Annotated in this window: 13 protein-coding genes; 2 read left to right on the forward strand and 11 right to left on the reverse strand. The window is 48.5% G+C overall.

Annotated features, from left to right (window positions below):
• Window positions 1–20: 20 nt before the first annotated feature.
• The 9 genes from EDM55_RS06200 to EDM55_RS06240 form a co-directional block, all read right to left on the reverse strand.
• Window positions 21–2396, reverse strand: a complete 2376-nt coding sequence (locus EDM55_RS06200) for an McrB family protein (RefSeq protein WP_122959868.1) — start codon at window positions 2394–2396, stop codon at window positions 21–23.
• Window positions 2397–2520: 124 nt separating this feature from the next.
• Window positions 2521–4140, reverse strand: coding sequence for a GTPase domain-containing protein (locus tag EDM55_RS06205; RefSeq protein ID WP_122959869.1), 1620 nt, complete (start codon window positions 4138–4140; stop codon window positions 2521–2523).
• Complete coding sequence (locus tag EDM55_RS06210; RefSeq protein ID WP_122959870.1) at window positions 4115–5914, reverse strand: dynamin family protein; 1800 nt, start codon at window positions 5912–5914, stop codon at window positions 4115–4117. The genes EDM55_RS06205 and EDM55_RS06210 overlap by 26 nt, the downstream gene beginning before the upstream one ends.
• Window positions 5915–5937: 23 nt before the next feature.
• Window positions 5938–7764, reverse strand: a complete 1827-nt coding sequence (locus EDM55_RS06215; protein ID WP_122959871.1) for a GTPase — start codon at window positions 7762–7764, stop codon at window positions 5938–5940.
• Window positions 7751–8740: a helix-turn-helix transcriptional regulator gene (locus tag EDM55_RS06220; RefSeq protein ID WP_122959872.1), complete on the reverse strand. Its 990-nt coding sequence runs from the start codon at window positions 8738–8740 to the stop codon at window positions 7751–7753. Before EDM55_RS06220 ends, EDM55_RS06215 begins: the two co-directional genes overlap by 14 nt.
• Window positions 8730–10133 (reverse strand): GTPase, encoded by a 1404-nt coding sequence (locus tag EDM55_RS06225; RefSeq protein WP_122959873.1) that lies wholly within the window; start codon window positions 10131–10133, stop codon window positions 8730–8732. Before EDM55_RS06225 ends, EDM55_RS06220 begins: the two co-directional genes overlap by 11 nt.
• Window positions 10134–10401: 268 nt before the next feature.
• Complete coding sequence (acsA, locus tag EDM55_RS06230; RefSeq protein WP_122959885.1) at window positions 10402–12096, reverse strand: acetate--CoA ligase; 1695 nt, start codon at window positions 12094–12096, stop codon at window positions 10402–10404.
• 209 nt (window positions 12097–12305) lie between these two features.
• Window positions 12306–12518, reverse strand: a complete 213-nt coding sequence (locus EDM55_RS06235; RefSeq protein ID WP_122959874.1) for a hypothetical protein — start codon at window positions 12516–12518, stop codon at window positions 12306–12308.
• A gap of 81 nt (window positions 12519–12599) precedes the next feature.
• Window positions 12600–12815: a helix-turn-helix transcriptional regulator gene (locus tag EDM55_RS06240; RefSeq protein ID WP_092267606.1), complete on the reverse strand. Its 216-nt coding sequence runs from the start codon at window positions 12813–12815 to the stop codon at window positions 12600–12602.
• A 162-nt stretch (window positions 12816–12977) separates the two neighbouring features.
• Here EDM55_RS06240 and EDM55_RS06245 point away from each other — a divergent pair, with 162 nt between their 5' ends.
• Together EDM55_RS06245 and EDM55_RS06250 are read left to right on the forward strand one after the other, a co-directional pair.
• A complete protein-coding gene (locus tag EDM55_RS06245) occupies window positions 12978–13412 on the forward strand; it encodes a helix-turn-helix domain-containing protein (RefSeq protein WP_246071098.1) in 435 nt (144 codons plus the stop codon).
• Between the two features lie 131 nt (window positions 13413–13543).
• Window positions 13544–14170, forward strand: coding sequence for an ImmA/IrrE family metallo-endopeptidase (locus EDM55_RS06250; protein WP_122959875.1), 627 nt, complete (start codon window positions 13544–13546; stop codon window positions 14168–14170).
• Window positions 14171–14444: 274 nt separating this feature from the next.
• Here EDM55_RS06250 and mutT read toward each other — a convergent pair whose 3' ends face one another.
• Together mutT and EDM55_RS06260 are read right to left on the reverse strand one after the other, a co-directional pair.
• Entirely contained in the window at window positions 14445–14831 is a 387-nt protein-coding gene (gene mutT / locus EDM55_RS06255; RefSeq protein WP_092267604.1) for an 8-oxo-dGTP diphosphatase MutT, read from the reverse strand.
• 17 nt (window positions 14832–14848) lie between these two features.
• Entirely contained in the window at window positions 14849–17995 is a 3147-nt protein-coding gene (locus EDM55_RS06260; RefSeq protein WP_092267603.1) for a DEAD/DEAH box helicase, read from the reverse strand.
• Window positions 17996–18047 lie beyond the last annotated feature (52 nt).

Genomic DNA, 18047 nt, shown 5'->3' on the forward strand with positions numbered 1-18047 from the left:
TCCCCCTTCTCCCTTCTTGACTATGAAATAAAGCTGCAGTAGCCCGTTTTCATCAGCTGTGAGTACATGCTGTAAATCTTTTTCCCGCTTAACGGATATCGGTAAAAGGTCTCGTACTCTACGACGTCTTTTTCTTCCTCTGTCAAAAGCTCTGCTTGCACGTCGTCTCCCATCGCAAACCGCAGAAGCTTGGTCAATAACGTCTCCAGCTGTTTGCGATTTCCATGCAGCTTCGGCAGAACCTTTTGGACGATCTGCGCATCGAGTGCCCCGCGAACGCTGCTGTACTCATAGTAGGAGGAGAACAGCACATACGTCATGATCTCATCAATCACCCGGTAGCCAAAGGCGTAGCCTTCTGCTTCCAGCAGCTTGTGCAATTCGGAGAGCTCCTGGTAGGCACCATTCAGGATTGGCCTCCACTCTGACTCGCGATATTCCTTTGCATACAGGGACAAATGGTACTCGCCGCCTGACGTGAACCAGTCGTTCTTCTCTTCTACCGTGGAAGTGTGTACATAGTCGTGCTCTTCCGACTCTTCCATCCAATATTTCATCATCTCCACCCGATTGCACTCTAGGACATTGGCGCGATCCAGTACCTTCGGGCTGAACATGTAGGTCGTTTCATCAATATTGACCGTCCCGATGAAATACAGGTTGAGCGGAATTTCCATACTGGGTGGGACTTCATATTGCTTGTGATTGCCATCGACTATCGTTACCGCTTTCTCGAGATCATGGCAGTTATGAAGCTGTACGGCCTCTTGCAAGACTTCTCCACTCTCGGATATTCTTCTGCTTTCCAGACAGCTCAGGAAGTCAGAGAAGTAATACTCCACTTTGGCCAAATTCATTTCGTCCAAGATGACAAAGTACGGCTGCTCCGGGTTTTCCTTTGCCCGCAGCATGATGCGCAAAAGCGGTGTCGCTTCATATTGCTCCGTCAACGGGTTGTACATGCCTAGCAGCCCTCGGTGGTCCAGCCAATCCGGTCGAACGGAGAGGAATGCTAGATTATCTGCATCTCGATTCTTACCGGCAGCACCCCGTCCATTTTTGCCACAGATCATATACTCAGCAAACAGCTGGGCGATTTTCGTTTTTCCCGTCCCAGACATACCAGACAAAATCAGAAACGGCTTGCTTTGCAGAGACGCCACAAACCGGGCAACAAAGGACGGAGAAAACGTGAACTGCCTGCTTTTCATAAACCGGACGATATCGTCAATATAGGTATCCTCTTGCTGGATCGACTCTGCGTAATCGCCAAACAGCTGCTTCCATTTTTCCTCGCCGTTTGCCACATTTTTCACGACTTCATTCTGAATCACTGTCAGTCTGTCATGATGAACAGGCGTCAACGTCGGAGTCGTGAAAACATTGGTATCAAAGCTGATATTTTCCGTAATGATCCATTCTACCTTTCGACGATTCGGAAAGCGTTCTTCGTTCTCTCGATACTCATAGTCTCCCGTTACCTTTCCGATCCCGACCAGCTGTCTCCAGCCTCGGTTGGCGATGACGATATCACCTGGCTGGATGTCATTGTAAAAGGACCAGAGCGTGAACACATTGCGTACAGGCTCTTGTTCCGGCTGGTAGACTTTTTTGTACATGTTCATCAGCTCTTCGCGAGAGCCGTATTGCTGCAAGCTGCCCATTTCGTCCCAGCCGACAAATATTTCTCCCTTGGTCCATGCTTCCTCCCAGTGGGACGCATTTTCGCCGGGGGCAATTTTCCATACGAGCGGCTCCCGAGTCGGCGCGGCTTCCTTATACTGAAGCGGCAATGGCAGCTGAATCTCCTTTTTCAAGGCAGCCTTCAGAATCGCGATTAGCAAAGCACTGCGCAGCACTTCATCCTTGTCCTGCACAATCGTTTGGGAAAGAGTATCGTAGGTCAAAAACGCGAACTGCTGACTAGGGAGCAGCTGCCCTCCCCACGGCTTCCAAAGATCATCGTATTGTTCGAGCCAGCTCAGCATTTGCGGAAGAAACGATTTATTCCCCGCTTTGGAATCCAGATCACTATAGAGATGAACAGTCGCGTTTTCAGGATATTGATAGAGAGCCACCTGCATTGCCCGATAGACAAGCTCTGTCTTGGGCCCTCGAATCGCAAAGGCGTATCCCCATTCTCCGTCCTCTAGTCCGGGAATTTCTTTTCGCTGCACAAACTGCACGGTCAAGCGCGTTTCCTGCAAGAGGCTGTCCTTTTCGATGATCTTTACCAGTACGGGAATCGTCCCCAGATACGATTTATCTGAATCCTCCTGAGGGTATTCCGGGATGACCTCGCAGCGCAGATCATTGGAAAAGGGAATGGTGAAGGCGGTATAGGTGTGATTCAGCAAAGCTTTAAATAGCTGACGGGTGATTTCGTATTTTTTCATGGTTTGCTCCTCTCATGTCTCTCGTGACAAAACCTGTCAGAGAACAGATGTTTCTTTTCTGCTGACAGGTTTACAGTCATTCGTTCCAATCATTTATCAGGAAGTGTACGGAGGGACACATGGCTTAGTGAAGCGAAGACCGGTATGACTCCAGCTTCTCCAGCAAGCGGTTCAATGCTGACAGATCATTTTGCCGTTCTTTGCGTTCACTGTCCGCCTGTTTCATGTTCTCATGCAGGTTTTGCTCGATCGGTCCGAAAAGACTCTCTATCCCATCGTGCACCATTTGCATGACTTGCTCCTCTGTCTTATACAAGCCGATGCGAATCTGGGTGTTCAGCTCCTGCAGAGCAATCATCTGCTTTTGCAGTACTTCCTGCTGCCGTCGATTGGCTTCTTCTACTTGCAGCCGCAGGCGTTCATTTTCCGCCTCCAAGCGTTTATTTTTCGCATACGCGTTGATGATTTCCTCAATAATCGTCACGACAATTGGCAGAATGATTTTCACGGGAGGCGGAGCTACCACTACAGGCAGTACCTTGGCGATTCCTGCTATGCCTGAGATGTCGATTTCATCTTCCTGTCGTTTTTCAGCGCCCCCTACAGACCCTTCCTGGAACGATTGCTTGTCTCCCACGGGTGAAGGCACGGATTCCAGCGTAATTTGCTCCAGTCGCCGTCTCAGCACTTCGTTCACAGTAAGATCCGACTGGATAGACGTTTTGATCACTTCAAATTGGTCTGTCAAAAGCTTCTCCAAATCACCGCGCAGAGCATCCAGTCTTGTACGGGGGTCTTGTCCGCCGAGAGCCAGCTGGTACGCCTCGTCTCCTGCAAGCTGCAGCTGCCTGCGAACCTTGCTATGCAGCGATTGCGTAAACGAATTCTTTTTGCCAGAAAGCTCGGCCAGATACGACATCACTTCCCGCTCGGCATCATCGACAGCATGCGCGGATACCCAAGCGACCAAACCTTTCACTGCGGCGATCAGTTGATCTGTCGGAGCTGCCAGCATCCGCAATCCGTCCATTTCCTTCAATTTTTGCAGCAGCTCAATTTCCAGATCGTGGATCGCACTATTCTCTATCAGGACAGGTTCATTCATGATCCGACCTTTGAACGCCTTTGCTGCGTTTACGGTAACAAAGGAATACAGCTTCTCCACGCCATGAATCCCGTTCTTCTCCGCTTCTCTGCGCAGATTTTCATGGAATTTTTCCCGGACTGCAAAATCCAGCTGCCTGTCCTCTTCCTCGGAGAAAGTCTCCATTTTACGATTAATCACGGTAATCAGCGGCTTTTTCTTGATGAGGATTTTGACTGCTTCCTCTGCCACTCGCTTGCTGTCGTGAGACTCACTGTTATCAATCACGAAGCAAATGATATCATGCTTGTCCAGCTCTTGAAGTGAGATTTGATAGTCCTGTTCGGGCCCGTTAATACCGGGAGTATCTGCCAGACGGTACCCATTCCACTCGTATTCCGTTACTTTATGCGTTACCGGAACGTCACCGGTTTCGGCCCGTTTCTCGCCAAACAAGGCATTCATGAGCGTGCTTTTCCCCGCGTTGTAGACACTGTAAAACATAAGCGATGGCTTAAATACGTCCAGCTTCTCCTGAATGTCTCCAGCCGTCTTACCAAATTCGGCGGCTTTTTCCTGCTTGGCAAAAAGCTGAGAGGCTTCCTGCACATAGCGTGTCAGCTCTTTCTTATAATCAATGAGAATGTATGAGTTGTTCATCCCTAACCTCTCCTTTTTGATACGTCAGCGTCTGCAGTTTATCGGCAAACTGTTTCAAGGCCAGCTGCACCTCGTTCAATGCGTTTCTCTGCTCGTAAAAATACTCAGCGATCAGCTCTTCGATGATGGCTTTCACAAATGGCTCTAGCTGCTGCTCTACCTGGTCGAATACCTGCTCCATCACTGCCGAAAGATTGTTGCCGATTCTCATTTGTTTGATTTTCTTCATTTCCCTCACTTTTAGCTCCGTAAACTTCTTATCCAAAAAGAAGGATTGGAAGCGCTCGATGATCCCCCGCGGATCTCTTGTCGTCTCGCTCGTTGTATATTCGGTATAAGCAAACTCGCGGTATGTGCCTGCAAACGACGCATCGATAAACAAGGGGAGGCTGCTCAGCTGCACATGCTCAAAATCAGCAAGAACTTTTCCGAGCTTGATTGGAATCAACCTGTTCAGCTCCTCGAGCAATTCCTTTTCCATCACTTTCGTAATCTGTTCGCTGCCAATCGCTTCCCCGCCGTCAAAGCGATACCCGAGTGACGTTAATTCCGACTCGATCCGCGCTTCTTTGTTCATCCTGACTTCTTGGAACAGATCGGTGTGCATCCTGCGCAAGAGCTCCACTTTTTGTTGAATCTCTTCGGATATGCCCTGAAAGGACTTCCCTATGTCGCGGATGCCGTCAATTCGCTTGCCGTTCCATTCGTACCCATCCATCATTTCATGGATCAGCGCATTCATTTCCCTGCGGGGTCGATCCGTCTTCAGCTCTAGCGCATGCTCGGTTAAGACGCCGCCGATTTGCTCGTACAAAGCGGGGTAGCCACTCTGCCGAAAGCGTTCCTCATCTTGCTCCATGAGAGCGAGCTTGGCCAGGCGGGAAGAGAGGCTGATGAACTTCCGGTCTTTCAAATTGCGATCGATGCCTTTGCTGCGAATCAGGCCGTCCACATACTGCTCCTGTGCCTGCCGATCATGGATGCTTTTCGGCACTACTCGCTTGACTTCTTTCCCATCCACCACGTCGCTTTCTATCAAATCAGACTTGGTAATCGCGACTAGCAGCTGCTTTTCCTTTTGCGTCAGCCGCTCCAGCTCAGCGATCTCGTCCGCTTTACCTGGGGAAGAGGAGGAGACGACAAACAATATCAAATCTGCGTAGTTCACGTACTTTTTCGCCAAGTCCTCATATTCCTGATCGAGGGAGTGAATGCCCGGAGTATCGACCCAGGTCAGTCCGTTTTCCAGGGTAAAATATTGAATCGTACTCGTCTCCTGAACGATGTTCTCTTTGAAACGATTCTCTGCTAACGGACGCTCTCCTCGATCCTTGCTGCTCTCGCTGAAATCGTAGACGTAAAAGGCAGGTACCAGAGCAGGAGCCTGTACCGGACTCTCCGCGAATGGGACACCTGCAATGAAATTGCCCATCGTGCTTTTGCCTGCATTCACCGTGCCGAACACGGCCAGAATGACTGATTTTTCAAATTGGTTGATGAATTCCTTGCCTTCTATTCGTTCTTCGACCAGTCTGGCCCAGGCCTGTAGCAGGTTTTGGTAATGAGAGAGACTGTCGCCAAGCAGCTTTTTCATCGAGCCTCTCTCTTCCTTCGCCAAATGATCATGCTTGTCCAGCAGACCGGAAAGCTGCTTCACGCCTTGTAGAATCTCCGACTCACGCTCTGTAACGGAGCGGGAAAAGTCAGCAAGCCGCTTCCCAGCTGTTTGTACTTTCCCTACGAAATCAGATACTTGTTGTTCGATTAGCCCCACTGCCTACCACTCCCAATTGTCTGTCATATCTGTTCCATTCGCCCGATTAAATCTCTCAGTTGTTCGACTGCTGCTTGTCCCTCATCCTCCTTGGCTCGCAAAGCTCCCAGCTGCTGTTTCGCTTCGCTTTGCAGCTGTACAAGCTCTTCCCGCATTTGTGCAAGCCTTCGTTCCACACAAGCATCGAGCTGTCTGATGAAGTCAGCGCAGACATCGCTGTAAGCGGACCGGATATACCATTCGGCATTTTTGATATTCTCGTCCATCTGATCCTGGAGCTCTCTTCTCGCGTCGTAGATATCGTATTTGTACAAGGTCTTGTATTTCGGATTGCCAAACCAGCTCTCCCCGACGTATGTTTCCGTGTCGTCAATATTGACATTGGCTTTCAAATACCAGTCGAAGCCGTGATGGAAATAAAGCTCTCGAGAGAAGTCGGATTCATAGCTTTTGTCTACTTTTTTGATGCAAAGCTCGGGAGGTTCAGCACGATTATCGGATATTTGCGAATTCATCACCCCGGCGATCGAAAAAAACGAGCTGCTTGCCTTTTCCTTCTCTACCGTAAACAAGGTTGCTGCTTTTGGCAGTCTGCGAACTCCTTGTCCCTGCAATAAGGCCGCCACTTCTTCATTCAGTTGCGTCAACACCAGCGTAGCGAACTGCACCGCATCGTAGTAAAACAGCCCTTTCTGCGCTATATACTGGTCGTACTGCCCGTAGTACTCCTGCATGCTCCTTTTTGCTCGGTCCAAGTTCGGGTGAAATTTGCTCCAGAACTGTTTTTCATACTGCTGTCGAGCTGCCTGCTCCGCGGAATATTCCGAAGAAAACTCATAAGACGAGCTGTAGTGGAAGCCTAGTGAGTCATAGTCCGGGTAAAAGCGTTCCAGCGGAGCATTTTCCCGCTTGGCTAAAGCGCTTTTCAGTTCCTGTTTTTTCTTTTCCAGCAATCCGCTGCAGCTGTTCAATGCCTCCGAGCGTTTCAGCCATTGCGCTTCCTCTTCTCGTTTCGGTTCCTGCTGGTTCGTGAGCATGTCTATGTATTCGGCAGCGCAAGCGTAAAAATCACGCTTTTTCTGCGCCAGCTTTTTCTCAAAAAGCGCTTGTTTCTGCTCCTTTATCGCTTCGACCTGTCGCAATACCTCCTCTTTTACCCGCTCGATCCCACTGTTTCCAACGAGAATGGCCTCGTTCTTTTCCAGCCCTCTGAAGTAGGTATGGGAATCCACACAAAAAATGACAGGCAAACGGTAGCTCCAGCGTTTGTATATTTGCTCTTTCATGATCCTTGCGATCGTTTCGAGTTCTTCCTCATCTTTTTGATCTGCATTGGTGAGGACAAAAACGAATCGCTCCCAGAACGTTTCAGGATCACTGTTCTTTTCGATCAGCTGCTGCAGGGCCCGCACTTCTTGCTTGATCAGCTCCCCATCCACGGCATTGTGGACAAACAGGACGATATCCGATTGCTCGTAGGCAGCAAGTGCTTTTTCCGTATCTTCTTCCTTTGCGTGAATCCCTGGGGTATCGCATAGCCAAAAGTTCCCCGCTTCTGCTCTTTTCGCTTCGGCAGTAGTCCTCACGACACCGGTAGCAAAAAACTCCTTCCTCCCTAGAAGCGCGTTGCACAGCGAGCTCTTCCCTGCCTTGACCATGCCGAAATTCGAGACAATGACGCGTGAATCGTAATCCTTGATCATCCGGACGACTGCTTCGGCTGCTTGTACGAGGCGTTCGTCAACCTCAGAATTCCTAAGCTCCAAAAGAAAGGGCTGTGCCAGACTCCATCTTTGTTTCAGCATCAGCTCCTCTGCCACAGCCACCTGTTTTTCATCATTTCTTTCCATAAATCTCCCTCATTTGTTCGATCGTTTGCATCATTTCTTGGCGGAATTCTTCCGGCTTTACCACTTCCACGTACTGAGCCTGGCTGAGCAGCCACATCTTGATGCCACGGCCAAACACTTCCGCCTTTACTACGTAAGAACCGTCTTGCTCAACAATGCTCGCGTTCGGCAGCCTGTCTGCTACTGCCTCGATGGAGGCGCCCCAATACTTGAATTCGACCTTCATCAGCTTCCCCATCTGCATGAATTGCACCTTTTGACGAAATTCACCCTCTTGAAATCGTTTGGTATCCTCCATCCGGAAGTGTTCTTTCGTGACGACGTAATCACGGATGCGGTCGAGCCTGTACACGGCAGGATATTCCTTTCCTCCGTTGTGAAGATGCGCGATCAGGTAAAAGTAATACTCCGAAAACATGATCCCCAGCGGCTCCACTCTCCGGTTGATTTCATCCATGACCCCTATCTTCCTGTATAACAGCTCGACAAGCCTTCGCTCCCTGACAGCAAAAGTCAGCTCCCATAAGGTCTGGAATAACGGGCGATTATGATTGACCGGCCGATAAAGAAAGCGCTCATTATTAACCGCTTCCTTGATGTGCTTGCGATCTTCCGGTCTACATAATATGGAAAGCTTCTCCAACAAGCGATCCAGCTCATCCTTGGGAAAAGCCCTGCTCTCCAAAAGAATTTTTGTAATGCCCATAATTTCATCCGCAGCGAGCCATTCACTGCCTTCCCGCTGTAGAATATAGCCTCTTTGTGCGCGATCGTACTCTAATAGGAAGCTTGCGCCTTGTCTGTACTCTGCAAAATAATCGCGCAGATCTTCGATATCCCGTTGCACCGTTTTAGCGCTAACCCCAAATTCCTGCGCTACTGCCCCCTTTTGAAGGGGCGTCCCTTCCAGCAAGCGTTCAAACAGTCTAAGCATTCGAGCCACTTTTTGTACACTGTATTCCTGATCAACCTTCATTGAGCTGTCCACTCTCTTCCAGCAGTCGTTCCAATTCCTCTTTCAACCGGGTGAGCTGCGCGATTTCCTCGTCAAGCCTGACGCTCGATTCATGTATACGCTTTGCTTCTTTCTTCTCTAGCTGTTCAAATGTCTGGAGCTTTTCGCTGATCGCATCGCACTCGCTTTCACAGATGCTCTGCAGCTGACTCGCATAATTTTGGTAGGCCTTTTCAAAAATATTTTTTCGAAATTCGTTCCGAAAGCTGTTGTATGACCCGTAATTGCCTAAAAACGTGGATTGCAGGGAGCTCATCGCTGCCAAATCCAGCTCGTCAACTTCTACAGACAAGGGAGCTTTTATTTTAGGAAAACGCTGCATGGAATCGTTGTTTTTGCACGCTTCGGCAACCAGCATGTTGATCTCGGTAAAAAGACGTAACAATTCCTGGAATCGGTCATAGAAAAAATTGCCGTGATTCGCTTCATACCACGGGGAGCTTTCCTCATAGTCCTGATAGCAAGTCATTTTTGCCTGCTCCTGCTGCTTGAGAAATTGCTCCTTCTTCTCCAAAATTTTGCGTGCGCTCGCTTCGAGAGTCCTTACCTTCTGAGCCACAGATTCCTTTTTCTCGGCCAGCTCCACTCGTTTTCTCCTGAGCTCGCTGCCTCGCTGTGCTTCGATCGCATCCTGAATGTTGCGGACGATGAACTGCTTTCTCGACTGCATCAGCCTTCTTTTGGTCTCCACCAACGAAACGAGCTCCTCCATAATACGTGCACGGACTTCTGGTACACCGCTGTCACGGATAAAACTCTCTATTCCTTTATGCCTCCCGGTGAAATACAGGTGGGCATCTGTCAAATAGATCTGTGGATCTAAGACGCCGAATTCCTTCCTAAGCTGCTGAACGATGATCTGGCCTATGTATGCTGCTTCCTCTCTTTCTTTGGAGGAAGCATTCGTGCAGACGAACAGAACTCGGCTCCAAAACGTGGATTCCTCAGGAAACGCAGCGAGTGCATCGCGAAGTCCCGCCACTTCTGTTTTGCTCAGCTCACCATCGTTTACGTTATGGAAGAAAAGAAGGAGATCTGCCTGCTTATAAGCATCGAGCGCGATTCTCGTATCGTCAGCATCTGCTCCCAATCCAGGTGTATCGATCAATGTATAGTGCTCCGCGGCAAAAGCCTGATTCTGTACGGTTTTACGCACGGCGCCAACTGCGAATTCGTGCTCCCGATCAATCAAGGCATTGAAAAAGGTACTTTTTCCCGCTTTCACCAAGCCCGCGTTCACAATCGTCACAGGCGCCGATTCCTGCTTTTGCAAAAGCTCGAACTGTTTCCAAAATGCCAACGCTTCCTGACAATCCAAACGGTCCAAAGCCTGACCAAGCTGGGCTTGATTCATCTTGCATCCCCCAATTGTGTTGATGTATGATCTCTTTTCGGTAGAATAGCATTCGGAGATGGACAGATCCTGTCCAAGTCAGATTTACTAGGACATTTCTACCAATAATCGTATCATAGGTTATTTATCTTTACATGTTGAATCGTGTCGAATTATTAATTAAGTTGAATTTTTATATGTATTTATGTAAAAAAAGAGGCTATTCAGCAGCCATATTCATGGCGTCTGGATAGCCTCTCCTTCCCGGCTTTTAAGCTGCAAAATCCTCTTACTCTTCCATCGTAGACAAATCGCCTGTTGGTAGTCCGAGCTCCCAAGCCTTCAGCACGCGGCGCATGATTTTGCCGGAGTTGGTTTTGGGCAGCGTCTGTCTCACTTCGATCAGGCGCGGCGCTGCATGGGCGGCGAGGCGCGTCTTCACGAACTGCTTGATCTCTTCTTTCAACGCATCGCTTTCCTCATAGCCTGCCCGTAAAGAGATAAACGCTTTGATCACTTCTCCGCGCAGCGGATCGGGAACGCCGATGACCCCTGCTTCCGCAACGGCTGGATGCTCGACCAGCTTGCTTTCTACCTCGAACGGCCCCACCCGCTCCCCGGAAGTATTAATGACGTCGTCCACGCGCCCCTCAAACCAGAAGTAGCCATCTGCATCCTTGTAGGCGGAATCTCCTGTCACGAACCAGCCATTCAGGAAGTATTTCTCATATTTTTGCGGCTGGTTCCAAATCGTGCGAACCATCGCGGGCCATTTCGGCTTGATGACCAGATTGCCCAGTCGGTTGGGCGGCAGCTCGTTCCCTTCATCATCTACGATCGCCAGCGTAATGCCAGGCAGAGGCTTTCCCATCGAGCCTGGCCTCAGTGGATTGCAGCGGAAGTTGGCACAAATGGAAGAGCCGGTTTCGGTCATCCACCAGTTGTCGTGGATACGCACCTGCAGCGTCTCCATTCCCCAACGGATTACCTCCGGGTTCAGCGGTTCTCCGGCAGACAACACATGACGCAGCTTGGAGAGGTTGTACGTTTGTAAAGGCTGCCGCTCGCCCTTGGCCATCAGCAAGCGAAAAGCAGTAGGGGCGCTGAACCAGACTGTAACACCGTACTTTTCCAGTGTCGCGTACCATTCGTTCGCATGAAAACGACCTCCACGGACTACGACGGTGACTCCATTCAACCACGGAGAAAGGACGCCGCCGGATGTTCCCGTTACCCACCCCGGGTCTGCTGTGCACCAGTATATGTCCCCTTCTTGCAAGTCATATACCCACTGACCTGCCAGCTTTTGATGGATCATCGCGTCATGCACGTGGAGAACGCCTTTTGGTTTTCCCGTAGACCCCGATGTGTAGTTCAGAATCATCCCGTCTTCGCGGTCCACCCATTCGATGGTGTAGGCATCGCTTGCCGTCATCAGCTCTCGGTAGAGGATCTGATTCACCTCGGTTTTTTCCACCGCATCCGCGAGAATCACATGCTGCAATTGCGGCAGCTCCCGCGAGCGAATACGAGAGACCAGAGCAGACGTCGTGACTACGACTTTGGCACCGCTGTCTTCCAGGCGGTCTTTTACCGCTTCTTCCATGAACGCTTCAAACAACGGACCGGCGATGGCCCCCAGACGCAAAATACCGATCAGGGCTATATAGAGCTCGGGACTTCGCGGCATGAAAAGGAAGACACGGTCTCCTTTTTGCACACCGAGCGAGCGCAAACCGTTTGCAAAACCTGAGCTCAGCTGCATCATTTCCTTAAAAGTGTAGCTCTCTTCCCTGCTGCCATCCGTGTAATGCAGCGCGACTCGCTCGCCCCTGCCTTCAACAACGTGACGGTCGATCGCTTCATACACGATGTTCACTTTACCCGTTTCCGACCAAGTAAATTGCTGCTCGACATTCCGCCAATCCATCGTTTGCAGCGCTTCCTCATAGTTTTTGAGATTTGCTCTTTCATCCAGCACCATAATTTGTTCCGTTGCCACTTTTTCCACCCCTAGATACACGTATGTGAGAGTTGTTTCTGTTATATAACAATGTGTTTATTATACAACAACATTCTGTTTTATAACAGATCATTTTCTCATCATTCAAAATCCTTTTGCGGGGGATCTTGTAATGAACCTACTTACTAGTAGGCAGCCAATTGTTTGTGCTAGAGGCATTTCCAAAATAATCAATAAAACAGGCCCTTTGACAAAGGAATGATCCGCTCACTTTCTTGCCTTTCTGCTTCCACCTTTTTTCGGAATTCGGCCAATCTTTCTGCGTACAGCTGATTTTGCCTCTCTCCTTCCTGCACAAAAAAGGTCATCAGCCGCGCGTCATACGGAAAGGTCTGCTCCAAGGCCTCCAACACCCTGCGATTCCAGTCTACGAATTTTGACATCTGTTCTTTCACTCCCAACTACCGCTATGTATTTTGTCGTACACAAGCAAAGTCGGCTTCTCCCTTGTCTACGGCAGCCGCTCATGTTGGGTGCTCCTTTGAGGAACCTTCCTCCCTGAAAAAATGAAGCCAGTCAAATTCGAGGGCGTCGGCGATCTTTTTGGCCACCTTGACAGTCGGCGTCTTTACCTGGTTCTCGATATGGGTGTAATAGCTTCTGGATATCCCGCACAGTTCGGCGGCTTGCTCCTGCGTCATCCCTTTCTGCTCACGCCGAGCCTTCAGCCATTCGCGCATGGGCATCACCTCCTCAAGAATATGTTCGCTGCTCGCTAGTCTTATTATATGTTCCCTTGGGTAACATGTTAATACCATTTTAACACTAATAGGAACGATGGTTTGTTGTTTCTGGGAGTAACATTATAATTGAAGTATTCCTTAACCGATCGGTGGGTTTTTATGAAAGAGTTTGATATGAAAGAGTTTGCCAAACGACTGAAACAGGAACGCGAGAAAAAGAAGCACGAGGATCCCAAATGGACACAGGGGTACGTCGCCGGTTTGCTGGGAGTCGCCCGCCCTACATATACCTCCTACGAGAATGGAACCAAGCAGCCTCCCATGGAAACCGTCCACAAAATCGCTGACCTCTTTGCCATCTCTACAGATTACTTGCACGGGATAACGAGTGACCCCACCCCTTCAGCTCAAAAAGACGACTTGCTTGATTTGGCGGTCAGTATCAGCCGTGCCTTTCATGACTTCGATGCCTTGCCCGAGGATGAAAAGCGCTTTTTGGTTAACGAGCTGCCGGGAACAGTCAAATGGAAGCTGGAAGAATTCAGGAGGCACAAAGCGCGGATCTTGGAGCAGGAGAAGAAAAACAATACCTGAAGGATATCGTGAGTACAGGAGCATAAAAGAACATACGTTCCCAACGAAACCTATGCTATACTTTCTCTAACAATAATGACGAGAGAGTGCGCGATGCGAGCGTCTCTTCTCCTGAGCGGGTGAAATCAGGCATGCTCCATCTCTACGAAAGAACCTATCTGGAAGAATGGGTCGAGGGCCTCTACAAACAGATCGGCATCACTAGCCCGTCAGATCTCACCATCGAAAACGTCTCCGCCCGCCTCCGTATCGGCGTGACGTTCGCACCTGGAGTAGCCGATGAAGTCATCTTTGATGCGGACTACGCGCATATCTTCATCAATTCGCTGCACTGCCCCAAGCGCCAGTGGGAAGTGTTCTGCCATGAGCTGTGCCATCCGCTGCGTCACCTGGGCAACCAGCTCCTGCTCCCGGATGAATTTCGGAAGTGGCAGGAGAGGGATGCCCAGGCCTTTCAGTTTTACGCAGCCGTCCCGTTTTTCCTGCTGCAAAAGCTGGAGCTGCCTGATCACGAAAAGGAGCTTATCGACCTGTTGTCCGTAGAGTTTGGGATTACACATGGATTCGCCAAACGTCGCTGGGAGCAAGTTCTCCGCCGAATCGCCCGTGGCCGCCTGCACCATGAACTCGTCCAGACCCTTTCCGTGCCAAAGAAACAAGCTGCCCCTCGCTTAGTGCGGGAACAGCTTGTTTCTTATATGGCTGTGAAGGAGAAGGTGCGGCCAAAAGTCGCCTTCGTTCTCTCTATGAGAGCCTGATATACAACGTAAACGAGAGGAGAGCTGCCAGACAGATGGAAGATCTAGCTTTGTTGGCCAGCTATGATCCCCTCATGGTAGACAGAAAAAAGTAAGCAACTTACCCTGTCTATGATAGGGGGATTATCCTATTGGAAAAACGTCATACCAAGGGATTTCGTGCACAATTCCGCTTGATACTTTTCACCAATCTCCGAGGACTTATTAGGCACGTATGATCAGTCAGCAACCAAACTTTTGAAACAATTCAATATACTGTTTTTACGCCAGATACTTATACTTCCTTTTGTAGCATCTCCACAAACTTTATATCGGCAGGAGCAAACAGATACTCTTGCAGCTGGCCACGCTCGACCCATCGGTACTCATCGTGGTCGACCAGCGATATTTCACCGCAAATAAACTTTGCCATGTGAGCGAATAAACGAATGTGAGTAGACCCATAGAAATGGTCGTTAACTCCAAACGGCTCATATGGAGCGATGGAGATATTCATCTCTTCCCGCAATTCTCTTTGCAGGCAAGCTTCAATCGTTTCGCCCTGCTCAATCTTACCTCCGGGGAATTCCCACATTCCTTCTTGTGATTTTCCCTTTTTGCGTCTTGCGATTAGTAGTTGGCCTTGGGCATTTTGGATTATGGCTGCGGCTACTTCGATCATCTTCTTCTGTTCACTTCCTATACGATTACCTTGTTAGCCACTGGTACGAGTGCTGGGGGCATTTCTTCTTTTAGTTGCCAGATCACGCTCATGGGTTTGCTACCTTCGTGTCTTACGTATTCGGCCTCTCCTAAGAAAATAAAAGGAGCTGTGTACTGATTTTCTTCTTTATATTCTCTCACAAAGAGCGCGATACGATTACCCGTTTTCATATGGTTGATATATCGTTGAGCCGTCACAGAATCCGAGGACGTACGACTCTGTGTCTGCCAATGGAAAAGTCTTTCGTTTATTGCGTAATCCTCGTAAAGCGTAGATGGCGAAAAATCTTTGTCTGACTTGTTCAGGGTAATGAAGAAAACATCTGTCTCTTTGTCTGCGAAATATTTAACTCCTTCACGGAAGCTAGGCGCCTTTTCTTCATTCCAGTAACCGAATGCCGCTAGTATTTGATCCGTCGAATACGTACAATGGACGTCAAGCGGGCTTGGGTATGGGAATGGGTTTGGCTTGTCCACAAAGCTGATATGAGTGTAGTTGAATTTGAGGATATCTAGTATCTCCTCTCGGAAAACATCGCAAGAAATAATAAATTGTACGCCCTCTTCTACACTACCAAATCCTTGTTTCTTTGGCTCTGATCGATAGAACGTATAATAAAACATCGTGAGCATGATAAGTTCTTCTTCAGTTTGTAGCTCCTGCCCTCCTTCTAAGTAAGAAATGAGGAATTTGAGGATTCGCCTCGAGTTGATGCTCAGCAAGGAGGGGATCCGTTTTATTAGTTTATCACCCTCAGCAAATTCAAATGGCTCCATCAATCCCGCCTCAACCATTAGCCCACGGAAGAACCGATTTCCGGTCCGACCACCATAGAATTCATGAATGCTTATTCCGTGGTAAGTCAAGAAATTCTCCAGGGTCAACTCTAAGCCTGAGTCATCGGTAAAATACTTGAGTTTGTTAACCAGATTTCTTCGTGTATTAGTTCCTTGTTTCAGATTTCGTAGAATGTATTCTTTCGCTTGTTTCTCTAACTGAATAAAACTACCTCTGGGTAAACTCGAAAACCCATGCTCTACATAGTGCTGAACAGAATGCTTTGTTTTCCCAGTAAGTGCCCGGAATTTTTCTTGGAAGCTATATTCATTGTGGGCTTGCCCAATGAAATCAAGTACGGTGAGACATTCCTTTCCATCCGCCAGTCGCAGTCCCCGACCTAATTGTTGCAAGAAGACTGTCAAGCTATCTGTCGGACGTAGGAAAAGGATCGTATTCACTTCAGGGATATCCACTCCTTCGTTGTATAAATCCACCACAAAAATCATCTTGATTTCTCCTCGAGCCAATCTATGCTTCGCTAGATTTCTACCTTCCTGAGGAGAATCAGCATGCAAAGCAAGCGAGGGAATTCCAGCCTCATGAAACACTTTGGCCATATAGATGGCGTGATCCACACTCACACAGAACCCAAGCCCTTTTACGTCATCCAGATCGGTTACGTATTTTTTCAAACTATTGATAATTTGCGATGCACGAATCTTGTTATTGGTATAGAGATTCTCCAATTCCATTAAATCGTAGCCCCGACGAGACCACTTCACTTGGGAAAGGTCAACACTATCCGTCACTCCAAAATATTGAAAGGGGCTCAACAATTTTCGGTCGATGGCATCCGTCAGACGAATTTCAGCGGCGATCGTGTTCTCAAAGTAATGAAAAATATCTTTCCCGTCCATCCGCTCTGGAGTTGCTGTTAGTCCTAGTAAAATCTTCGGTTCATAATAGGATAAAAGCTTTTGGTACGAAGGTGCCGCTGCATGGTGAAACTCATCTACCACAATATAGTCATAGAAATTTGGCGTAGTGATGTCAGCAAGCTTCATTGAGTTAAAGCTCTGGATGCTGATAAACAAATAATCGATCGACTGCGCCTGATTACTTCCCACCTGCAATTCGCCAAAATTTAAGTCCTTCAAAATATACCGAAATGTATCCCGGCTTTGTTTCAAGATCTCTTCACGATGCGCGATAAATAGAAGTCGCGCACGAGTATTGTTCTGTGCAAAACGTTTGTAATCAAAAGCAGAAATAACTGTCTTTCCTACACCAGTAGCAGCGACTACTAGATTTTTCATCTTGCCATACAGACTTCGTTGGGCTGCGAGCTTTTCGAGTACTTCCTTCTGGTAATCAAACGGAGTAATTTCGAAACCAAAATGGAGATCATTCTTTTCTTTCTCTTTCTTCTTGAGAGCTTGTTTGAGCTGCTGTTCATGCTCGGCGTCATTTGCCCGGAAGGTCTTGAACTCCCTGTCATTCCAGTAACTTTCGAAGGTTGCTTCGATCTTTTTTAGTACATCGTAGGAGTCTTTTTCCGTTACCTTCACGTTCCACTCGAGCCCACTCGTCAGTGCTGGATTCGAAAGATTGGACGAGCCAACATACGCCGTGGTAAAGCCCGTATCTCGCTTGAAAACATAGGCTTTTGCATGTAAACGAGTACGGTCGCTATCATAGGATACCTTCAATTCCGTGTTTGGTAGCTTGCTCAATTCCGTTACAGCCTTGTAATCTGTAGCTTCCATATACGTAGTCGTAATGACTCGCAGTTGCCCACCATTTGCCGTGAATTGTTCCAACCGTTCCATGAGACACCGAAGACCGCTCCACTTGATAAACGAAACGAGCAGATCAATACGGTCTGCTGTCACGATTTCGTGTTGGAGTTCATTCATCATGTTGGGCTCTGAGTGTGACCCCGTGAATAACGAGCTTTGTGATAACGGAGTGGCTGGTCGTGTTGGTTTGTCTTCTTTGATGCTTCTTATGCTGTTTACTTTGGAATAGACGTATGTGAGGATTTCTCCCTGTTCATCAAGCTTTAGATCTTCCAAGTCCTCTTCGTCGAGAGCGTTCTTTAATGTAGCGATAATTTCGTTGCATGTGTGGATCTGTGCCAGGACTGCTTCTTCATCGGACGACTGTTCTCGAATTAGTTTGAGGGCTTTGCGCGTAACCGTAGATATGTAGTTGGAGAGGAGTTTTCTTGCCTCTTCGGCGTCTAGTGGTTCTTTGCCGATTTGGTATAAACTTGGGTCTAGGGTGGATAGGTGCTTTAACGTTGAGTTGTTGATTAGTTGTTCGTATAGGCCTTGTTTCATGGGGCACCTCAAGGAATATTATTTAGTGCTAAGTTTTTATCAAAACGATATG

It is taken from the genome of Brevibacillus centrosporus (assembly GCF_003710815.1).
GTDB classification, from domain to species: Bacteria; Bacillota; Bacilli; order Brevibacillales; family Brevibacillaceae; genus Brevibacillus; species Brevibacillus centrosporus.

Coding starts and splice junctions, on each gene's coding strand:
- EDM55_RS06215 (WP_122959871.1), bottom strand. CDS start 7,764: ATGGAAAGAAATGATGAAAAACAGGTGGCTGTGGCAGAGGAGCTGATG.
- EDM55_RS06245 (WP_246071098.1), top strand. CDS start 12,978: ATGAAAGAGTTTGATATGAAAGAGTTTGCCAAACGACTGAAACAGGAA.
- EDM55_RS06235 (WP_122959874.1), bottom strand. CDS start 12,518: ATGTCAAAATTCGTAGACTGGAATCGCAGGGTGTTGGAGGCCTTGGAG.
- EDM55_RS06240 (WP_092267606.1), bottom strand. CDS start 12,815: ATGCGCGAATGGCTGAAGGCTCGGCGTGAGCAGAAAGGGATGACGCAG.
- acsA (WP_122959885.1), bottom strand. CDS start 12,096: ATGGTGCTGGATGAAAGAGCAAATCTCAAAAACTATGAGGAAGCGCTG.
- EDM55_RS06200 (WP_122959868.1), bottom strand. CDS start 2,396: ATGAAAAAATACGAAATCACCCGTCAGCTATTTAAAGCTTTGCTGAAT.
- EDM55_RS06205 (WP_122959869.1), bottom strand. CDS start 4,140: ATGAACAACTCATACATTCTCATTGATTATAAGAAAGAGCTGACACGC.
- mutT (WP_092267604.1), bottom strand. CDS start 14,831: ATGATCGAAGTAGCCGCAGCCATAATCCAAAATGCCCAAGGCCAACTA.
- EDM55_RS06225 (WP_122959873.1), bottom strand. CDS start 10,133: ATGAATCAAGCCCAGCTTGGTCAGGCTTTGGACCGTTTGGATTGTCAG.
- EDM55_RS06220 (WP_122959872.1), bottom strand. CDS start 8,740: ATGAAGGTTGATCAGGAATACAGTGTACAAAAAGTGGCTCGAATGCTT.
- EDM55_RS06250 (WP_122959875.1), top strand. CDS start 13,544: ATGCTCCATCTCTACGAAAGAACCTATCTGGAAGAATGGGTCGAGGGC.
- EDM55_RS06260 (WP_092267603.1), bottom strand. CDS start 17,995: ATGAAACAAGGCCTATACGAACAACTAATCAACAACTCAACGTTAAAG.